We start from the raw sequence: 14,864 nt of genomic DNA on the forward strand, positions 1-14,864 counted from the left end.
AATGAACTTTTCTTTTCTTCCGTTAGGAAGGAATCTAATCGATTTGTAAAAAAGAAAGAAACATTTCAGCTTCGCCTAATTTTTTGATAAAAATGTCCCTGTATAAAAATCTATGAATGATTCAGGAGGATGTTATCTGAAAAAACAGTGAAAAAATGTTTTTCAAATAACATTCTGTTTTTTTGAATGAATCGTCTGACAAGGCTTTCAGTCACTTATTAATAATGATATACTTATAATGAAAAATTAATTTGGAAGAGGTGCTTTTGTATGTCTTGGGAAAAAACTTATGAACAATGGAAGAACCATCAGAGCCTGGAAGGCGATCTAACAAAACAACTGCAGGACTTAGAAGGAAATGTCAGTGAACTGGAAGACTCTTTCTATGCTCCTTTAGAATTTGGTACAGCTGGCATGCGAGGTGTTCTTGGACCAGGAATCAATCGGATGAATGTCTATACGATTCGTCAAGCGACTGAAGGACTGGCACGTTTCATGGACAAGCAAGATCCGGAAACTCGTCGCCGGGGTGTAGCGATCGCTTACGATTCTCGTCATTTTTCACCAGAGTTTGCAATGGAAGCAGCCAAAACATTGGCAAAACATGACATTCCTGCGTATGTGTTTGAAAGTTTACGTCCAACACCAGAATTGTCTTTTGCTGTTCGCTACCTAAAAACATTTACTGGAATCATGATCACAGCTTCTCACAATCCATCTAATTATAATGGCTATAAAGTCTACGGTGAAGACGGTGGACAAATGCCACCTGCAGATGCAGATGCACTGACAGCCTTTGTCCGTGAAGTAGAAAATCCCTTGGAAGTACCCGTACTTTCAGAAGAAGAAGCCAAACACAGTGGCTTAATCAATGTCATCGGTGAAGAAATCGATAACGCTTATCTAAAAGAAATCAAAGAAGTGACGATCAATCAAGAATTGATTGATGAGATGGGTGATAGCCTTAAATTGGTTTATACGCCATTGCATGGTACTGGTAAGATGCTCGGAGAAAAAGCATTGACACAAGCTGGTTTCAAGCAATTCATTATCGAACCAGAGCAGGCAGTAGCAGATCCAAATTTCAGCACAGTTAAATCACCAAATCCAGAAGAGCATTCTGCCTTTGAATATGCGATTCGCTTGGGTGAAAAAGAAGGGGCAGATTTACTGATTGCAACAGATCCGGACGCAGACCGTCTAGGAGCAGCTGTTCGTTTGCCGAGCGGTGAATACCAAGTTCTGTCTGGGAATCAGATTGGCGCGATCTTGATCCGCTATATTCTGGAAGCTCATAAACAAGCCGGTACACTGCCAGAAAATGCCGCTGTTTTGAAATCGATCGTTTCTAGTGAACTACCAACAGCAGTTGCGGAAAGCTACGGAGCGAAGATGTTCAATGTACTAACAGGTTTCAAATTTATTGCGGAAAAAATCCAGCAGTTTGAAGAAGATCATTCGTATACCTTCATGTTTGGCTTTGAAGAAAGTTACGGTTATCTAGTAAAACCTTTCGTACGTGACAAGGATGCGATTCAAGCGCTTGTTCTATTTGCAGAAGTAGCTGCTTACTACAAAAAAGAAGGAAAAACAGTGTATGATGCTCTACAGGAAATCTTCGAAGAGTTTGGTTACTTTGCAGAGAAAACAATTTCAGTCACCATGAGTGGTCAAGAAGGAGCAGCCCAGATCGCTGCCTTGATGAAGACTTTCCGCGAGAAAGCTCCTACAGATTTTGCAGGAATGAAAGTCGTTCAAACAGAAGACTTCAAGCTGTTGACTCGACAACAAGCTGACGGATCCACTGAGTCATTGGATACACCACCATCTGATGTATTGAAATATGTATTAGAAGATGGAAGCTGGATTGCTGTTCGACCTTCTGGAACAGAACCAAAAATCAAATTCTACATTGGTGTGAAAGCAAACAGTGACGAAGAAACTACGCAAAAAATCAATAGTCTGGAAGCGGCAATCAATGAAATAACTGGCGCTTAGTAGTATACTAAGCAAAAGGTAGTTTCAGAATGGCTGCATCGAGCATGAAAATAATCTGGGACAACAATCATTCTGATTCTTGTTCTAGTTTTTTTGACTTATCAGACGGCAGAAAGCAGCCAGTGAAAAAGGGAGGTAACTATGGAAAATCCAACGATCCAGGAAATTGAAGGTGTCAGTCAAGTTTTCAAAGTATTGAGTGATGTCACAAGGTTAAAAATCGTTCTTTCGCTAAAAAGCGGTGAAAGAAATGTGACCTCCATTGCGGAATCAGTCGGAATGGAACAGTCAGCTGTTTCACATCAGCTGAAATTATTGAGAGAAAACAATGTCGTCAAGTCGCGACGTGAGGGAAAAACGATTTTATATAGCTTAGATGACCAGCATGTTTTAGATATTTTGGAACAAACCTTTCGCCATATCCACCATTTGTGAAACAAAGAAGGCTTTCGTTTGCGAAAGTCTTTTTTTTTTGATCAATATTTGGTATGCTAGTAGAAAATTATGAGAAAAAAATGAAAGTGTTTTAATGACTCTTTCAGTTAGGAGTATTCATGGAAAAGCAATTACGAGTAGGTATTTTAGGATTGGGCGTTGTTGGAAGCGGTGCAGTCAAGGTTCTTGCAGCCCAACAGGAGAAAATCAAGGAGCAGACAGGTGTTACGATCTCTATTGTCAAAGCTCTTGTGCGTCCAACAGAAGATAAAAAACAATTTGCAGAAGATTATGGCTTGGAACTAACAACAGAATTAACAGACATTATCGAAGACTCTTCGATTGAGATCGTGATTGAACTGATTGGTAAAGTCGATCCCGCTAGACAATTTATTGCTGCTGCTTTAGAAAAGGGAAAGCATGTGGTAACTGCTAATAAAGATTTGATTGCACAGCATGGTGTAGAATTGGTGGAGATCGCGAAAAAAAATCAAGTCTCACTTTTTTATGAAGCGAGCGTTGCAGGAGGAATTCCGATCCTTCGTACCTTAACAGCAAATTATTTGGCAGATGAGATCACAAATATTCGTGGCATTGTCAACGGAACGACGAACTATATGCTGACTAAAATGTTGGAAGAGGGTACCTCTTACGATGAAGCCTTGTCAGAAGCACAAAAACTGGGCTTTGCAGAATCAGATCCAACGAATGACGTGGATGGGATCGATGCGGCCTACAAAATGATCATATTGACCCAATTTGCTTATGGAATGGATGTTTCATTGGCTGATATGGAGATTCAAGGAATTCGCGGATTGTCGATTAAGGATGTTTTACAAGCACAAAAATTTGGTTATGAAATCAAGTTGATTGGAGAATCCGTTAAAACAGAGGACACGGTCCATGTTTCTGTCGCTCCTGCACTAGTCTCTAAAAGTCATCCGTTGGCGTCGATCAAGTATGAATACAATGGCGTTTTCATCAATAGCACGGGGATTGGTCAATCAATGTTTTACGGACCAGGTGCGGGCTCACTGCCGACAGCTACCAGTGTAATCTCTGATGTAACAGTGATCGCGGAGAATATCCATGCAGGGATCACTGGACCTCAATTTAATGAGTATCGTAAACCATTACAGTTGACACCTCCGGAAAAGGACATGGCAACCTATTATCTAGCAGGTTCTTTTGAATCAACAGTTACAGTGGAAGAAATCACGGAATTACTGGCTGCAGTTGAAGTGGATGTCATCGACTCAGCAGAAGAAACTCAAGAAAACAGAAAACGGATCGTTGTCTTGACCAGCAACATCAATCGTCTGCAGATGGAGGCCGCGGAAGCAGTCTTTGTTAAGCACGGAACATTAGAACGAAGAATGAAGGTCATGGAGGCATAGAGATGAAAATACGAGTTCCAGCAACAAGTGCGAATTTAGGTCCAGGATTTGATTCCTGTGGTATTGCCTTGTCTATGTATTTATCTGTAGAAATTTTAGAAGATACGGAAGAATGGGAAATCATTCATTCTCTGGGAGAAGACATTCCTTCAGACAAAAGCAATTTATTGATCCAAACAGCTTTGGATGTTGCACCTTCTCTGACACCTAAAAAATTAAAAATGACTTCAACTATTCCGCTGACACGTGGTTTAGGAAGCAGTTCTTCGGTGATCGTTGCCGGTATCGAACTAGCCAATCGTTTAGGGAATCTGAATCTTTCTCAAAATAAAAAAGTAGAGATCGCGACTCGGATCGAAGGGCATCCTGATAATGTTGCTCCTGCGATCTGTGGAGATTTTGTCGTAGCCTGTCATTTTTCTGAAAAAACAGAAAATAGTGTCAGTCATGTGAAACATTATTTTCCTGAATGTGACATCATCGCTTTTATTCCTAACACTGAGCTTTTGACAAGTGAGAGTCGCGGGGTCTTACCTGAGTCTTTTTCATATAAAGAAGCAGTGGAAGCCAGTGCGATCGCCAATGTGATGATCGCTGCTGTCTTGAATGGCAATCTGCCACTAGCAGGCAAGATGATGCAGGAGGATCGTTGGCATGAAAAATATCGTGGCAAGTTCGTCCCTCATTTAGCTGCGATTCGTCAAGTTTGTAAGGAAGAAGCGGCTTATGGTTGTTTCTTGAGTGGTGCCGGTCCCACTGTATTGATCCTTGCTCCAGAAGAGAAGACCGAGACGATTATGAAACTTCTTCATGCCTTAGATTCAAGAGCACAAGTTGAACATTTGTCGATCGATCGTGAAGGCGTTCAAGTTTTTTAATTTTAAGAAGAAGCAATTGACAAACAAGGGTAACAAGGTATACTTAAAGATGTATTGAAATAGCAATGCTTTGAAAAGAAGAGTACAGACTGAGGAATTTTCTAGAGAGCTTCGTTTGGTGGAAAGAAGCAAGGAATCGGTTTGGAAGATGGTCTTTGAGCGAATGATTGCGAAGAGTGATCGTCGGGTGAGCCCGTTATAGCTTCTCAGTATGATAGTACTGGTAGAGGCTGTTTTTGTGAGAAAACGGCAAAAAAAGGTGGTAACACGCATGTAAAGTCGCGTCCTTTCTGTAATGGAAAGGGTGCGGCTTTTTTTATTCTATAAAATAAAAAAGGAGAGGAGTCAATGAACAACTACGTTTTGGCATTGAAGATAAAAAAGATTGGAGGGAGATACTATGCCGATTAAGCTGCCACAGGATTTTCCGGCAAAATCTGTACTTGAAACGGAAGATATTTTTGCGATTGAAGAAAAACGTGCCCGTCATCAGGACATTCGTCCATTGCGCTTGTTGATCTTAAATTTGATGCCTAATAAAATCGACACTGAGATTCAGCTGCTGCGTTTGATCAGTCAAAGTCCACTGCAAATCGATGTTGATTTTTTAAAGCTAGTTTCTCATGAGCATAAAAATATTAGTCCCAGCCATCTTTCTAAATTCTATGTCGATTTTGAAGAAATAAAAGACGATTGCTACGATGGCATGATCATTACGGGAGCGCCGATTGAAAAGCTTCCTTTTGAAGAAGTCGATTATTGGTTGGAGCTCACACAAGTTATGGATTGGAGTCAGACCAATACGACTTCTGTGATTCATATTTGCTGGGGGGCACAGGCTGGTTTGTACCATCATTATGGCATTGAAAAAATCCAATATGAAGAAAAGCTATTTGGTATCTATTCTCAGAGACTCCAAATTCAGCATCGTTTGTTCCGTGGCTTCGATGATGTCTTCTTGGGACCGCAATCTCGTTACACTGGTATTGATGAAAGCCAGATCAATGCAGATCTTTTACAGATCGTAGCTGCTAATGAAGAGATTGGTGCGACGATATTGATTTCAAATGATCAGCACAATATTTTCCTTCTCGGACATTTTGAATACGACACCGAGACCTTGAAGGATGAGTATTTGAGAGACCAACAGAAAGGTCTGGATACGGCGCAACCCGTGAATTATTTTGAGAAGAACTCACAGCTACAAGTGACCAATTGTTGGCGAAGCAATGCCCATTTGCTTTACCACAACTGGCTAAATGATGTCTATCAAATCACACCGTATCGCTTAGCAGATATCCCTAGTCGAAACCAAATTCAAAGACAATAAAAAGCAAGCGGATCATCAGTTCATGATATCCGCTTGCTTTCAATTTTTGTTATACACCATCACCAGTTTGATAGGCTACTTGCTTTTAAGAAAAATGATTCAAAGTCCATCGTGAGTGAAAGTGACTATCATTTTTTTCTGCTTAAAGGTCTTCTACATCTGTAATGTAGTAGCTGTGATCCTCTAAATCAAGAGCGTTTAAAATCATTGAGGCCGTCTCTTCAATAGAAAGAGAGGCAACATTGATCACTTCACAGCCAAGTTTTTCATACAAATCGTGGGCAAAGTCCAGTTCTTCACGAATCTTATCGATATCTGAGTAAGCCGTATCCGGATTTAGACCGTAGGCGATCATCCGCTCTTTACGAATACTGTTCAAGACATCAGGATCGTTTGTCAAACCAACGATTTTTTTCGGATCGATTTCAAATAATTGCTTAGGAATATGTGCTTGTGGAACAAGCGGAAGATTGGCAACCTTAAGATTTTTATTTGCCAAAAACAGACTCAACGGTGTTTTGGAGGTACGAGAAACGCCTAACAAGACAACGTCTGCTTTTAAAAATCCACGCGGGTCTTTCCCATCATCGTATTTCACGGCGAATTCCATCGCTTTGATTCGTTTAAAGTAGTTTTTGTTCAGGTGATGAAGAGCACCTGGCTCACGGCTTGGAGCGACTCCAGTCCGACGCTCAACCTCAGTGACTGGTGGAGTTAAAACATCCAAGTGGTACAAGCCACTTTCGTCACAAAATTCATCAGTCAGTTCCACAAGATTGTCACTGATCAGTGTATGTAAAATGATCGCGTTGTGTTTTTTGGCATCTGCTAGTGTTTGCAATAAGGCGCTTCTAGTCGTAATAAATGTGCGGCGGAACAATTCAAAGTCTACAGATGGATATTGGGCCATCGTTGCTTGTGCTAATTTGGTCGCTGTTTCTCCGGCTGAATCAGAAATGACGAAAAACGTTACGGTTGCTTCTTTTTTTTCTTGTGTCATAAAATTACCCCTCACTTGCAATTTAGTTGATCTTATTATACCATACACTCAGTAAAAACAATCGGAAGGGCTCCGATTTGGAGGAGATTCGCATGGAAAGACAATCATCCATTGAACAAGCTTTGCAGACATTGAAAGAAAATGGTCTGAAATATACAAAAAAAAGAGAAGCGATGATTAGCTACTTAGCCAAATGTAACCGTTACGTTCCAGCAAGAGAATTACATCAATTTATGTCAGAAGAATACCCAGGAGTAAGCTACGATACGATTTATCGTAATCTCCATGATTTTTCGGAAATCGGTATTTTAGAAGAGACTGAGTTAAATGGAGAGATGAAGTTTCGTTTCCACTGCTGCACGCATGGCATGGAACACCATCATCATCACTTTATCTGTACCGTTTGTGGGAAAACCAAGGAACTGTCTCTATGCCCGATGGATTTCTTTCAGGATCAGCTACCAGGATGTAAAATAGAAGGGCATCGTTTTGAGATTTTAGGTCGATGTGAAGAGTGTCAGGTTTCGTAAAAGGAGCCTGAATTTTTATTTTCATGAAGATTCAGAAAAAAATTGTTGTTTACAATTCGATCGATCTGAACATGAAACGTCTTAGAAATCTTATGTCTAGTACGAATCTTTCAGTTTTTTTTCTAGTCAAGTAGACGGTAAAGACGAACGAAAAATTAGTTTTATAGGAAGTTTTTCCTGGAACGACTTGACACCCTTTCTGTACTTAGCTATAATTTTCAAAGGACAGTATTGTTGTGGAATAGTTTATTTCAATAACAAAAACGGTTACTTTTTAGGCTCGGAGGGAGGGAATTTACATGTCAAAAACAGTCGTTCGTAAAAACGAATCTCTTGATGATGCTCTTCGTCGCTTCAAACGTTCCGTTTCAAAAGCAGGTACGTTACAAGAATCACGTAAACGTGAATTTTATGAGAAACCAAGCGTGAAACGTAAGAAAAAATCTGAAGCAGCTAGAAAACGCAAGAAATTCTAATTAGTTTTCATCAGTTGTAAAGAAATGGGAGCTGGTAGTGTGTCACTACTTAGTACATTGAACGATGATATGAAGACGGCGATGAAGGCAAAGGAGAAAGAGACCTTGCAAGTCATTCGCATGTTGAAAGCATCGTTGCAAAATGAACAGATCAAGGTCGGTCGTAACTTGACTGAAGAGGAAGAGTTAACAGTTTTATCTCGTGAGATGAAGCAACGACGCGATTCTTTGACCGAATTCGAAAAAGCAGATCGTCAAGATCTTGCAGAAAAAGTCAAAGGTGAAATTACGATTGTTGAAAAGTATCTTCCTGCACAGCTAACTGAAGAAGAGATTCGTCAGATTGTTGTTGCAGCGATTGAAAAGACTGGTGCGACTTCACCAAAAGAATTTGGTAAAGTCATGGGTGCAGTGATGCCTCAAGTAAAAGGAAAAGCTGACGGCAATCAAGTCAATGCAATCGTCAAAGAATTATTGAATAAAGCGTAATGAATCCGTCGCAGGCAAGCAATTGTCTGCGACTTTTTTTGTTTTTCTTAGCTTTTAGCTACGGGTAAGTTGCCGTTCTATTTTCTTGGTATGACCCAGACACCTTTCAATAAAATTCCCCCTTTGAATATCTCTGCGCATTGAATATCGATACTTGAAAGACCTGAGAAAATGAGCTCTCGACGGTGAATTTTAAATTAGTCTGAAGATGGTCGAAGAAGATAAGCAGAAGCAATTTTTCTTTTCTTTAGAGTGTGGTATTATTAAGAAGAATGCAGATAAAGAAGGAGCGGAAATTTTTGACAGAAGATCAATCATCGTTAGAAATAAAGCTAACGGAAGCTGACGACGCGCACATGCTTTTAGGAGCGCACGACAAGCATATAAATGTAATTGAAGATACGACCCAGACAGTGATTCGCACACGTGGCGAAATTATTCAGATCAAAGGTACACAGGAGAGGGTTGAGCAAGCGGCAGCTGTGATCGATACTTTGCGGGAATTGATCAAACGAGGCATCCAAATCCATACACCTGATGTCGTGACAGCTCTGAAAATGTCAGCGAAGGGCACATTAGGCGCCTTCATCGATATGTATGAAGAGGAGCTCATCAAAGACCGCAACGGGAAACCGATTCGTGTCAAAAATGCAGGACAGAAAAAATATGTGGATGCGATCAGTTCGCATGATGTGACCTTTGGGATCGGTCCTGCTGGGACAGGGAAAACCTTTTTAGCAGTTGTATTAGCGATCGCTGCTTTGAAAAAAGGACAAGTCAAACGAATCATTTTGACCCGTCCGGCAGTTGAAGCTGGGGAAAATCTTGGCTTTTTACCAGGAGATCTGAAAGAAAAGGTTGATCCTTATCTGAGACCTGTTTACGATGCCTTGTATCAAATTTTTGGAACAGAACATACCAACCGTTTGATGGAACGAGGAGTAATCGAGATCGCACCCCTTGCTTACATGCGTGGGCGAACTCTGGATGATGCTTTTGTGATCTTGGATGAAGCACAGAATACGACGATCGCCCAAATGAAAATGTTTCTGACTCGTTTAGGCTACAATTCCAAAATGATTGTCAATGGAGACACTAGTCAAATCGATTTGCCTAGAGGGGTTGTCAGTGGTTTGATACATGCGGAACGTACGTTAGGCAAGATCAAAGCCATTGCTTTTGCTTCATTTGAAGCAAGCGATGTCGTTCGACATCCAGTAGTCGCTGAAATTATTCAAGCGTATGACCATGCAGATCTGCGAGATGTTCGATAGTTTTGTCAGATAGGAGGAAAGTGAATGATTATTCAACCTTTAAGAAAAATACAGGAGAGGCTACATGGTTTTTTTATTCCCATCGTATTTTTCATTTTCTTTGTCGCCATGGTTGGACTGGTTTTTACTAGTGTTCAGCAACGCACGGTGGATTATCGGGAAGGACAAGTAGCAGAAGCGAGTATTCGCGCAAACAAAACGATCGAGAATACCTCTGCGACAGAGCAAAAGAGACAGTTGGCTGCTGAAGCAGTGACTCCTGAATATACCTACCAGGAAGATATGGCAGTCAAACAGCACAATCTTGTTGAACATCTATTCAGTCTGACTGCGAAAGTTAAAACAGACGTCGAAGTTGAAAATAAAAAAAGAGCAGATTCGGATGACGAGGATGCGCAGCCGATGACCTTGGATGAACAAATTGCTTTACTAAAAAAAGAATTTGAACAGATCGATTCGGATGACTTAAGCTTTTATCAACGAATCAGCAATAATTTCTTTCAAATGATTTTCACCCTCAACGAGGAAGAGCTAGATCAAGTAAAAACAGAAAGCTTGAATCTGATCGATGAACAGATGACTAAACAGATCCGTCAGGCTAATTTAGCTGAAGCACGTAAGGAAGCAGAGGATAAAGTAGAGATGCTGGGACTGTCTTCTACGCAATCACAATTGATTCGAATGATTTTAACACAGGGAATCGTGGTCAATACCTTCCTTAATGAGCGAAGTACAGAAGATCGTCAGCAAGCGGCTAAGGATGCCGTTCAGCCAGTAATGATCTATCAAGGAGAGATCATTGTTCGCGAAGGTTCTCAGATCGATGCCAATGCGATCGAAAAGCTCAATTTACTAGGAATGACGAGTCAAAATACTTCGTTCTTTCCAATTATTGCGATGGTCTTAGGGATCATTTTGCAAATAGTCGTACTGAGTTATTTTGCTAAGCAGTGGGAAGACCGAGGAAGTCGTGAAACCTATTTGACGTTTTATGTGAGTATCATGATTTTAAGTGTAGTCGTTATGAAATTCTTTGAGATTTTCCAAACAGAATTGATTCCTTTTATCCCATTGTTCTATCCAGCAGCCTTTGCGCCACTTGTATTGAATATCTTTATCAATCGCAGGTTTGGGATTCTGGCAGCCGTTTTTCAGGTAGTCACAGCAACCTTTATTTTTTATGAATCCATGGGAACTAATATTTTAACGATTATTCTGGTCTCGTATTTGTTTTCTGGTTTGATGGGAACGATCCTTCCACGAAGAAGAATCGTCGATCAAGGCACGAAGGCACTTGTTTGGATCGTGATTTTCCCATTCCTACTTAACCTGATCTTGGTTATTTTTCAGGGAATGGCCTTTTCAAACAGTCGGACGTGGATCACGCTGGCTTGTAGCTTGGCCGGAAGTATCCTGTCCTTGTTGTTAACGATTGGCTTGCATCAGTACATTGAACTATTGCTGACGGATGACAGTGTGATCGTTTTGAATGAATTGAGTAATCCCAATCATCCTTTATTGAAACAACTACTGGAAGAAGCACCCGGAACCTATCATCACAGTATGATGGTGGCGAATCTTAGTGCTAATGCTGTTGCAGAGATCGGTGGAAATTCACTCTTAACTCGTGTAGCCTGCTATTATCATGATATCGGAAAACTAAAACACGCTAATTTCTTTGTAGAAAATCTACCTGCAGGAGCGGAAAATCCTCACAATTTCTTATTGCCGGCAGACAGTAAACAAATTATTTTCGGTCATGTGATTGATGGAGCTATTCTGTTGGAAGAAAAGCATATGCCTCAGATGGTCGTGGATATTTGTCGACAGCACCATGGAACGACCTTGATGAAATTTTTCTATGTGAAAGCGAAGGAACGGAATCCAGAAGTAACGGAAGAAGAATTCCGCTACCCTGGACCAATCCCGCAAAGCAAAGAGGCAGCAGTCGTTAGTATTGCTGATAGCTGTGAAGCAGCGGTTCGTGCGATGGAGAATCCGACCAACGAAAAGATTCGCAACTTTGTTAACACACTGATCACTGATCGTATTTTGGACGGTCAGTTGAATGATTCTGGTTTGACCTTAAAAGAGATTCGGATCATTGAAAGATCTTTGATCAACGGCTTATGCAGTACCTTCCATTCAAGAATCAAGTATCCGAAGATGAAATCCGAAGCGGAAAAAATGAAAGAAGAACAAGAAAGAAGAGGCGACTAATGGAGATTACCTTTATCGACGAAACACAAGCTGTTTCTCAAGAAAAAATAACCGACATTGAGTCTTTGTTACAGTTTGCGGCAGACTATTTGAAGCTTCCGGAAGAAACTGAAATGTCCGTGACCTTTATGGACAACGAGGCGATCCAAGTAATCAATAGTACCTATCGTGGAAAAGATATGCCAACCGATGTCATTAGCTTTGCGATGGAAGAAGCCGGTGAGGGAGAAATGGAAATCCTCTTTGATGGTGAGGATCTGGATATGCCAAGAATACTAGGTGATATCATGATCTCAACGGAACGTGCTAAAGAACAGGCGGCAGAATATGGTCACAGCTATGATCGTGAGCTTGGCTTCTTAGCGTTACATGGTTTCTTGCACATCAATGGCTATGACCACATGACACCTGAAGATGAGACGGAAATGTTTGGACTACAAAAGGAAATTTTGGATGCCTATGGACTTGAAAGATAAACGATCAATTGAAAAAAACAAACGATTCATTAATTCTGTTGAGTTTGCCCTAACAGGGATCAAGACAGTTTATAAAGATGAGCGTAATATGCGCAGCCATACTATCGTAGGTATACTGGTTATTTTGCTTGGTTTTCTTTTTCGATTGAACCAGCAAGAATGGCTGTGGATTCTTTTCAGTATATTTATGATGCTCATCATGGAGATCATCAACACTGCATTTGAAAATGTGGTGGATATGGTCACAGACAAGCATTTTCACCCCCTTGGAAAAAAAATCAAAGACATGGCTGCTGGCGCAGTACTGATTACCTCCTTTTTTGCTTTACTTGTAGGAGCAATCATTTTCTTGCCCAAAGTAATTCAGCTTATTTTTAACTAGAGAAAGAGGAGAAAGATATGACAGAACATAAATCAGGATTCGTGGCGATCATCGGTCGTCCAAACGTAGGGAAATCAACCTTGCTGAACCGAATCGTCGGACAAAAAATCGCTATTATGAGTGACAAAGCACAAACCACGAGAAACAAGATCCAGGGTGTTTACACTACTCCGGACACACAGATCGTTTTCATTGATACACCAGGAATCCATAAGCCGAGACATCGATTAGGGGATTTTATGGTAGAAACAGCTTACAGTGCCCTGCGAGAAGTTGATGTGACCTTGTTTATGATCAGTGCCGACCAAAAACGTGGCAAAGGGGACGACTTCATCATAGAACGCTTGAAAAAAAGTGAAGTCCCAGTCTTTTTGATCGTGAATAAAATTGACAAGGTTCATCCAGACGCTTTACTAGAGACGATCCAAGATTATTCTAGTCAAATGGATTTTGCCGAAGTGGTGCCGATCTCGGCTACAGAAGGCAATAATTTTGAAACGCTGATGAATGTTCTAGTTGAACAAATGCCAGAAGGTCCTCAATATTTCCCAGAGGATCAGATCACGGATCACCCGGAATACTTCATTGTTTCTGAATTAGTTCGTGAAAAAGTGCTATTACTGACCAGAGATGAAGTTCCTCATTCAGTTGCAGTAGTTGTTGATTCCATGAAACGTAATGAAAATGATAAGGTTCATATTCAAGCGACGATTATTATCGAACGTGATAGCCAAAAAGGAATCATTATTGGTAAGGGCGGTAAAATGCTAAAAGTGATTGGTACGAAAGCCCGTCAAGATATTGAACGTCTTTTAGGTGATAAAGTTTATTTAGAATTATGGGTAAAAGTTCAAAAAGATTGGCGCGACAAACAAACCTATTTGAAAGACTTTGGCTACCGAGAAGACAATTACTAATCAAATGAGCTAGATGAATTTCAAGTGTTTTTGTTTGCTGGAAAGATAGACAAAAACTGAAACTTCCAGAACAAAGCTCCGAAAATACCCTTGTTGTGGGAGATCGCCAAGAGGCTCTTGACAGAGTCTCTCTGGCTGCTGACGTTCAAACTCAGACTTAAGTGCTCATCGCACTAAGTCTGAGTAATTCATTCAGCTCTTTAATCCACGACAAGGGCTTTTCTCCGTTTGTCCTTCCAGTTTCTGATTGTAGCTTTTAATGTAAACAAAAATAGTGATTCAAAAAAATGGAAGTCCAGTTGGTAGGATGAGTATCTTTTCTAGACAACTGGACTGATTTTTTTGTTTTTATTTTTGAAGACCTGTTATGCTATAAGTAAGCGAATAGATATGGAGATATATAAATGCTACATAATATTGAATTTAGACCATATAAAAATAGTTACTGTCAGGAAATAATTAATCTTTTTGTTGATACGGTCATGAACATAAAGGACTATTCTCCCATTCAAATCACTGCATGGATTGGTCATCCAACAGTGTCAGATTGGCATCCTCGTTTTGTCAATTCAGACACAATTGTTGCTATCTATCAAAATCAAATCGTTGGTTTTGGCAATCTTGTCGATGAGGGACTTATTGATATGCTTTTTATCCATAAAGATTTCCAACGTGAGGGTATGGGGAGTCGGATTTTACAAATGCTGGAAACAGAAGCACGTAAAAATGGCAGTCAAAAACTGCTCGCTGACGTATCAATTACTGCTGTATCATTATTTCAATCACGGGGATTTGATATAATTGAAGAACGATATCCAGTACGTAATAGTGTTCAACTTCGCAATTACAAGATGTTAAAAGTATTGACTTAAAAATATTTTTTAATTTAATAGTATTCTTAATCAAGTGTGATAAAAATACTTCTATATGATAAATCACTAGTGTTGCATTAAAATTATAACCTATTCCATGAAACAAAAAAATCCTTTATACTAGCACTTGGATGACTTATCCAAGACCAATAAAAAGGACTATCTCATGGATAAGTATAGAATAAATTCG

General features: G+C 40.2%; 15 protein-coding genes and 1 other annotated feature. Of the genes, 14 read left to right on the top strand and 1 reads right to left on the bottom strand.

The window, feature by feature from the left end; translation table 11 throughout:
- Window positions 1–270 precede the first annotated feature (270 nt).
- From ACWODM_RS15490 to ACWODM_RS15510, 5 genes are all read left to right on the top strand, one after another.
- A complete protein-coding gene (locus ACWODM_RS15490) occupies window positions 271–1,998 on the top strand; it encodes a phospho-sugar mutase (RefSeq protein ID WP_455322230.1) in 1,728 nt (575 codons plus the stop codon).
- Between the two features lie 141 nt (window positions 1,999–2,139).
- Window positions 2,140–2,433, top strand: coding sequence for an ArsR/SmtB family transcription factor (locus tag ACWODM_RS15495; RefSeq protein WP_455322231.1), 294 nt, complete (start codon window positions 2,140–2,142; stop codon window positions 2,431–2,433).
- A gap of 119 nt (window positions 2,434–2,552) precedes the next feature.
- Window positions 2,553–3,830 carry a homoserine dehydrogenase gene (locus ACWODM_RS15500; protein ID WP_455322232.1) on the top strand — a complete coding sequence of 426 codons (1,278 nt, stop codon included), beginning with the start codon at window positions 2,553–2,555 and terminating at the stop codon, window positions 3,828–3,830.
- Between the two features lie 2 nt (window positions 3,831–3,832).
- Entirely contained in the window at window positions 3,833–4,708 is an 876-nt protein-coding gene (thrB, locus tag ACWODM_RS15505) for a homoserine kinase (protein ID WP_455322233.1), read from the top strand.
- Between the two features lie 61 nt (window positions 4,709–4,769).
- Window positions 4,770–5,000: a binding site (T-box leader), on the top strand.
- A 108-nt stretch (window positions 5,001–5,108) separates the two neighbouring features.
- Window positions 5,109–6,038, top strand: coding sequence for a homoserine O-succinyltransferase (locus ACWODM_RS15510; protein ID WP_455322234.1), 930 nt, complete (start codon window positions 5,109–5,111; stop codon window positions 6,036–6,038).
- Between the two features lie 142 nt (window positions 6,039–6,180).
- On the opposite strand, the gene ACWODM_RS15515 is transcribed toward ACWODM_RS15510, so the two are convergent.
- The gene (locus tag ACWODM_RS15515; RefSeq protein ID WP_455322235.1) at window positions 6,181–7,038 is read right to left on the bottom strand and encodes a pyruvate, water dikinase regulatory protein; all 858 of its coding nucleotides are present in this window, start codon (window positions 7,036–7,038) and stop codon (window positions 6,181–6,183) included.
- Window positions 7,039–7,130: 92 nt separating this feature from the next.
- Between ACWODM_RS15515 and ACWODM_RS15520 the strand changes: the two genes are divergently transcribed.
- From ACWODM_RS15520 to ACWODM_RS15560, 9 genes are all read left to right on the top strand, one after another.
- The gene (locus ACWODM_RS15520) at window positions 7,131–7,568 is read left to right on the top strand and encodes a Fur family transcriptional regulator (protein WP_455322236.1); all 438 of its coding nucleotides are present in this window, start codon (window positions 7,131–7,133) and stop codon (window positions 7,566–7,568) included.
- 299 nt (window positions 7,569–7,867) lie between these two features.
- Window positions 7,868–8,044: a 30S ribosomal protein S21 gene (gene rpsU / locus ACWODM_RS15525; protein ID WP_002356740.1), complete on the top strand. Its 177-nt coding sequence runs from the start codon at window positions 7,868–7,870 to the stop codon at window positions 8,042–8,044.
- A gap of 39 nt (window positions 8,045–8,083) precedes the next feature.
- Entirely contained in the window at window positions 8,084–8,533 is a 450-nt protein-coding gene (locus tag ACWODM_RS15530) for a GatB/YqeY domain-containing protein (RefSeq protein WP_455322237.1), read from the top strand.
- 299 nt (window positions 8,534–8,832) lie between these two features.
- Window positions 8,833–9,807, top strand: a complete 975-nt coding sequence (locus tag ACWODM_RS15535; protein ID WP_455322238.1) for a PhoH family protein — start codon at window positions 8,833–8,835, stop codon at window positions 9,805–9,807.
- Between the two features lie 24 nt (window positions 9,808–9,831).
- Window positions 9,832–12,027 (top strand): HD family phosphohydrolase, encoded by a 2,196-nt coding sequence (locus ACWODM_RS15540; protein ID WP_455322239.1) that lies wholly within the window; start codon window positions 9,832–9,834, stop codon window positions 12,025–12,027.
- A complete protein-coding gene (gene ybeY / locus ACWODM_RS15545) occupies window positions 12,027–12,503 on the top strand; it encodes an rRNA maturation RNase YbeY (protein WP_455322240.1) in 477 nt (158 codons plus the stop codon). The genes ACWODM_RS15540 and ybeY overlap by 1 nt, the downstream gene beginning before the upstream one ends.
- Window positions 12,481–12,885, top strand: a complete 405-nt coding sequence (locus ACWODM_RS15550; RefSeq protein ID WP_455322241.1) for a diacylglycerol kinase family protein — start codon at window positions 12,481–12,483, stop codon at window positions 12,883–12,885. The genes ybeY and ACWODM_RS15550 overlap by 23 nt, the downstream gene beginning before the upstream one ends.
- 17 nt (window positions 12,886–12,902) lie before the next feature.
- Window positions 12,903–13,802 carry a GTPase Era gene (gene era / locus ACWODM_RS15555; RefSeq protein ID WP_455322242.1) on the top strand — a complete coding sequence of 300 codons (900 nt, stop codon included), beginning with the start codon at window positions 12,903–12,905 and terminating at the stop codon, window positions 13,800–13,802.
- Window positions 13,803–14,206: 404 nt separating this feature from the next.
- Entirely contained in the window at window positions 14,207–14,674 is a 468-nt protein-coding gene (locus ACWODM_RS15560; RefSeq protein ID WP_455322243.1) for a GNAT family N-acetyltransferase, read from the top strand.
- Window positions 14,675–14,864: the final 190 nt, after the last annotated feature.

The sequence above is a fragment of the Enterococcus olivae genome (genome assembly GCF_053760925.1).

Coding starts and splice junctions, on each gene's coding strand:
- era (WP_455322242.1), top strand. CDS start 12,903: ATGACAGAACATAAATCAGGATTCGTGGCGATCATCGGTCGTCCAAAC.
- ACWODM_RS15490 (WP_455322230.1), top strand. CDS start 271: ATGTCTTGGGAAAAAACTTATGAACAATGGAAGAACCATCAGAGCCTG.
- ACWODM_RS15495 (WP_455322231.1), top strand. CDS start 2,140: ATGGAAAATCCAACGATCCAGGAAATTGAAGGTGTCAGTCAAGTTTTC.
- ACWODM_RS15550 (WP_455322241.1), top strand. CDS start 12,481: ATGCCTATGGACTTGAAAGATAAACGATCAATTGAAAAAAACAAACGA.
- ACWODM_RS15500 (WP_455322232.1), top strand. CDS start 2,553: ATGGAAAAGCAATTACGAGTAGGTATTTTAGGATTGGGCGTTGTTGGA.
- thrB (WP_455322233.1), top strand. CDS start 3,833: ATGAAAATACGAGTTCCAGCAACAAGTGCGAATTTAGGTCCAGGATTT.
- ACWODM_RS15510 (WP_455322234.1), top strand. CDS start 5,109: ATGCCGATTAAGCTGCCACAGGATTTTCCGGCAAAATCTGTACTTGAA.
- ACWODM_RS15515 (WP_455322235.1), bottom strand. CDS start 7,038: ATGACACAAGAAAAAAAAGAAGCAACCGTAACGTTTTTCGTCATTTCT.
- rpsU (WP_002356740.1), top strand. CDS start 7,868: ATGTCAAAAACAGTCGTTCGTAAAAACGAATCTCTTGATGATGCTCTT.
- ACWODM_RS15560 (WP_455322243.1), top strand. CDS start 14,207: ATGCTACATAATATTGAATTTAGACCATATAAAAATAGTTACTGTCAG.
- ACWODM_RS15520 (WP_455322236.1), top strand. CDS start 7,131: ATGGAAAGACAATCATCCATTGAACAAGCTTTGCAGACATTGAAAGAA.
- ACWODM_RS15540 (WP_455322239.1), top strand. CDS start 9,832: ATGATTATTCAACCTTTAAGAAAAATACAGGAGAGGCTACATGGTTTT.
- ybeY (WP_455322240.1), top strand. CDS start 12,027: ATGGAGATTACCTTTATCGACGAAACACAAGCTGTTTCTCAAGAAAAA.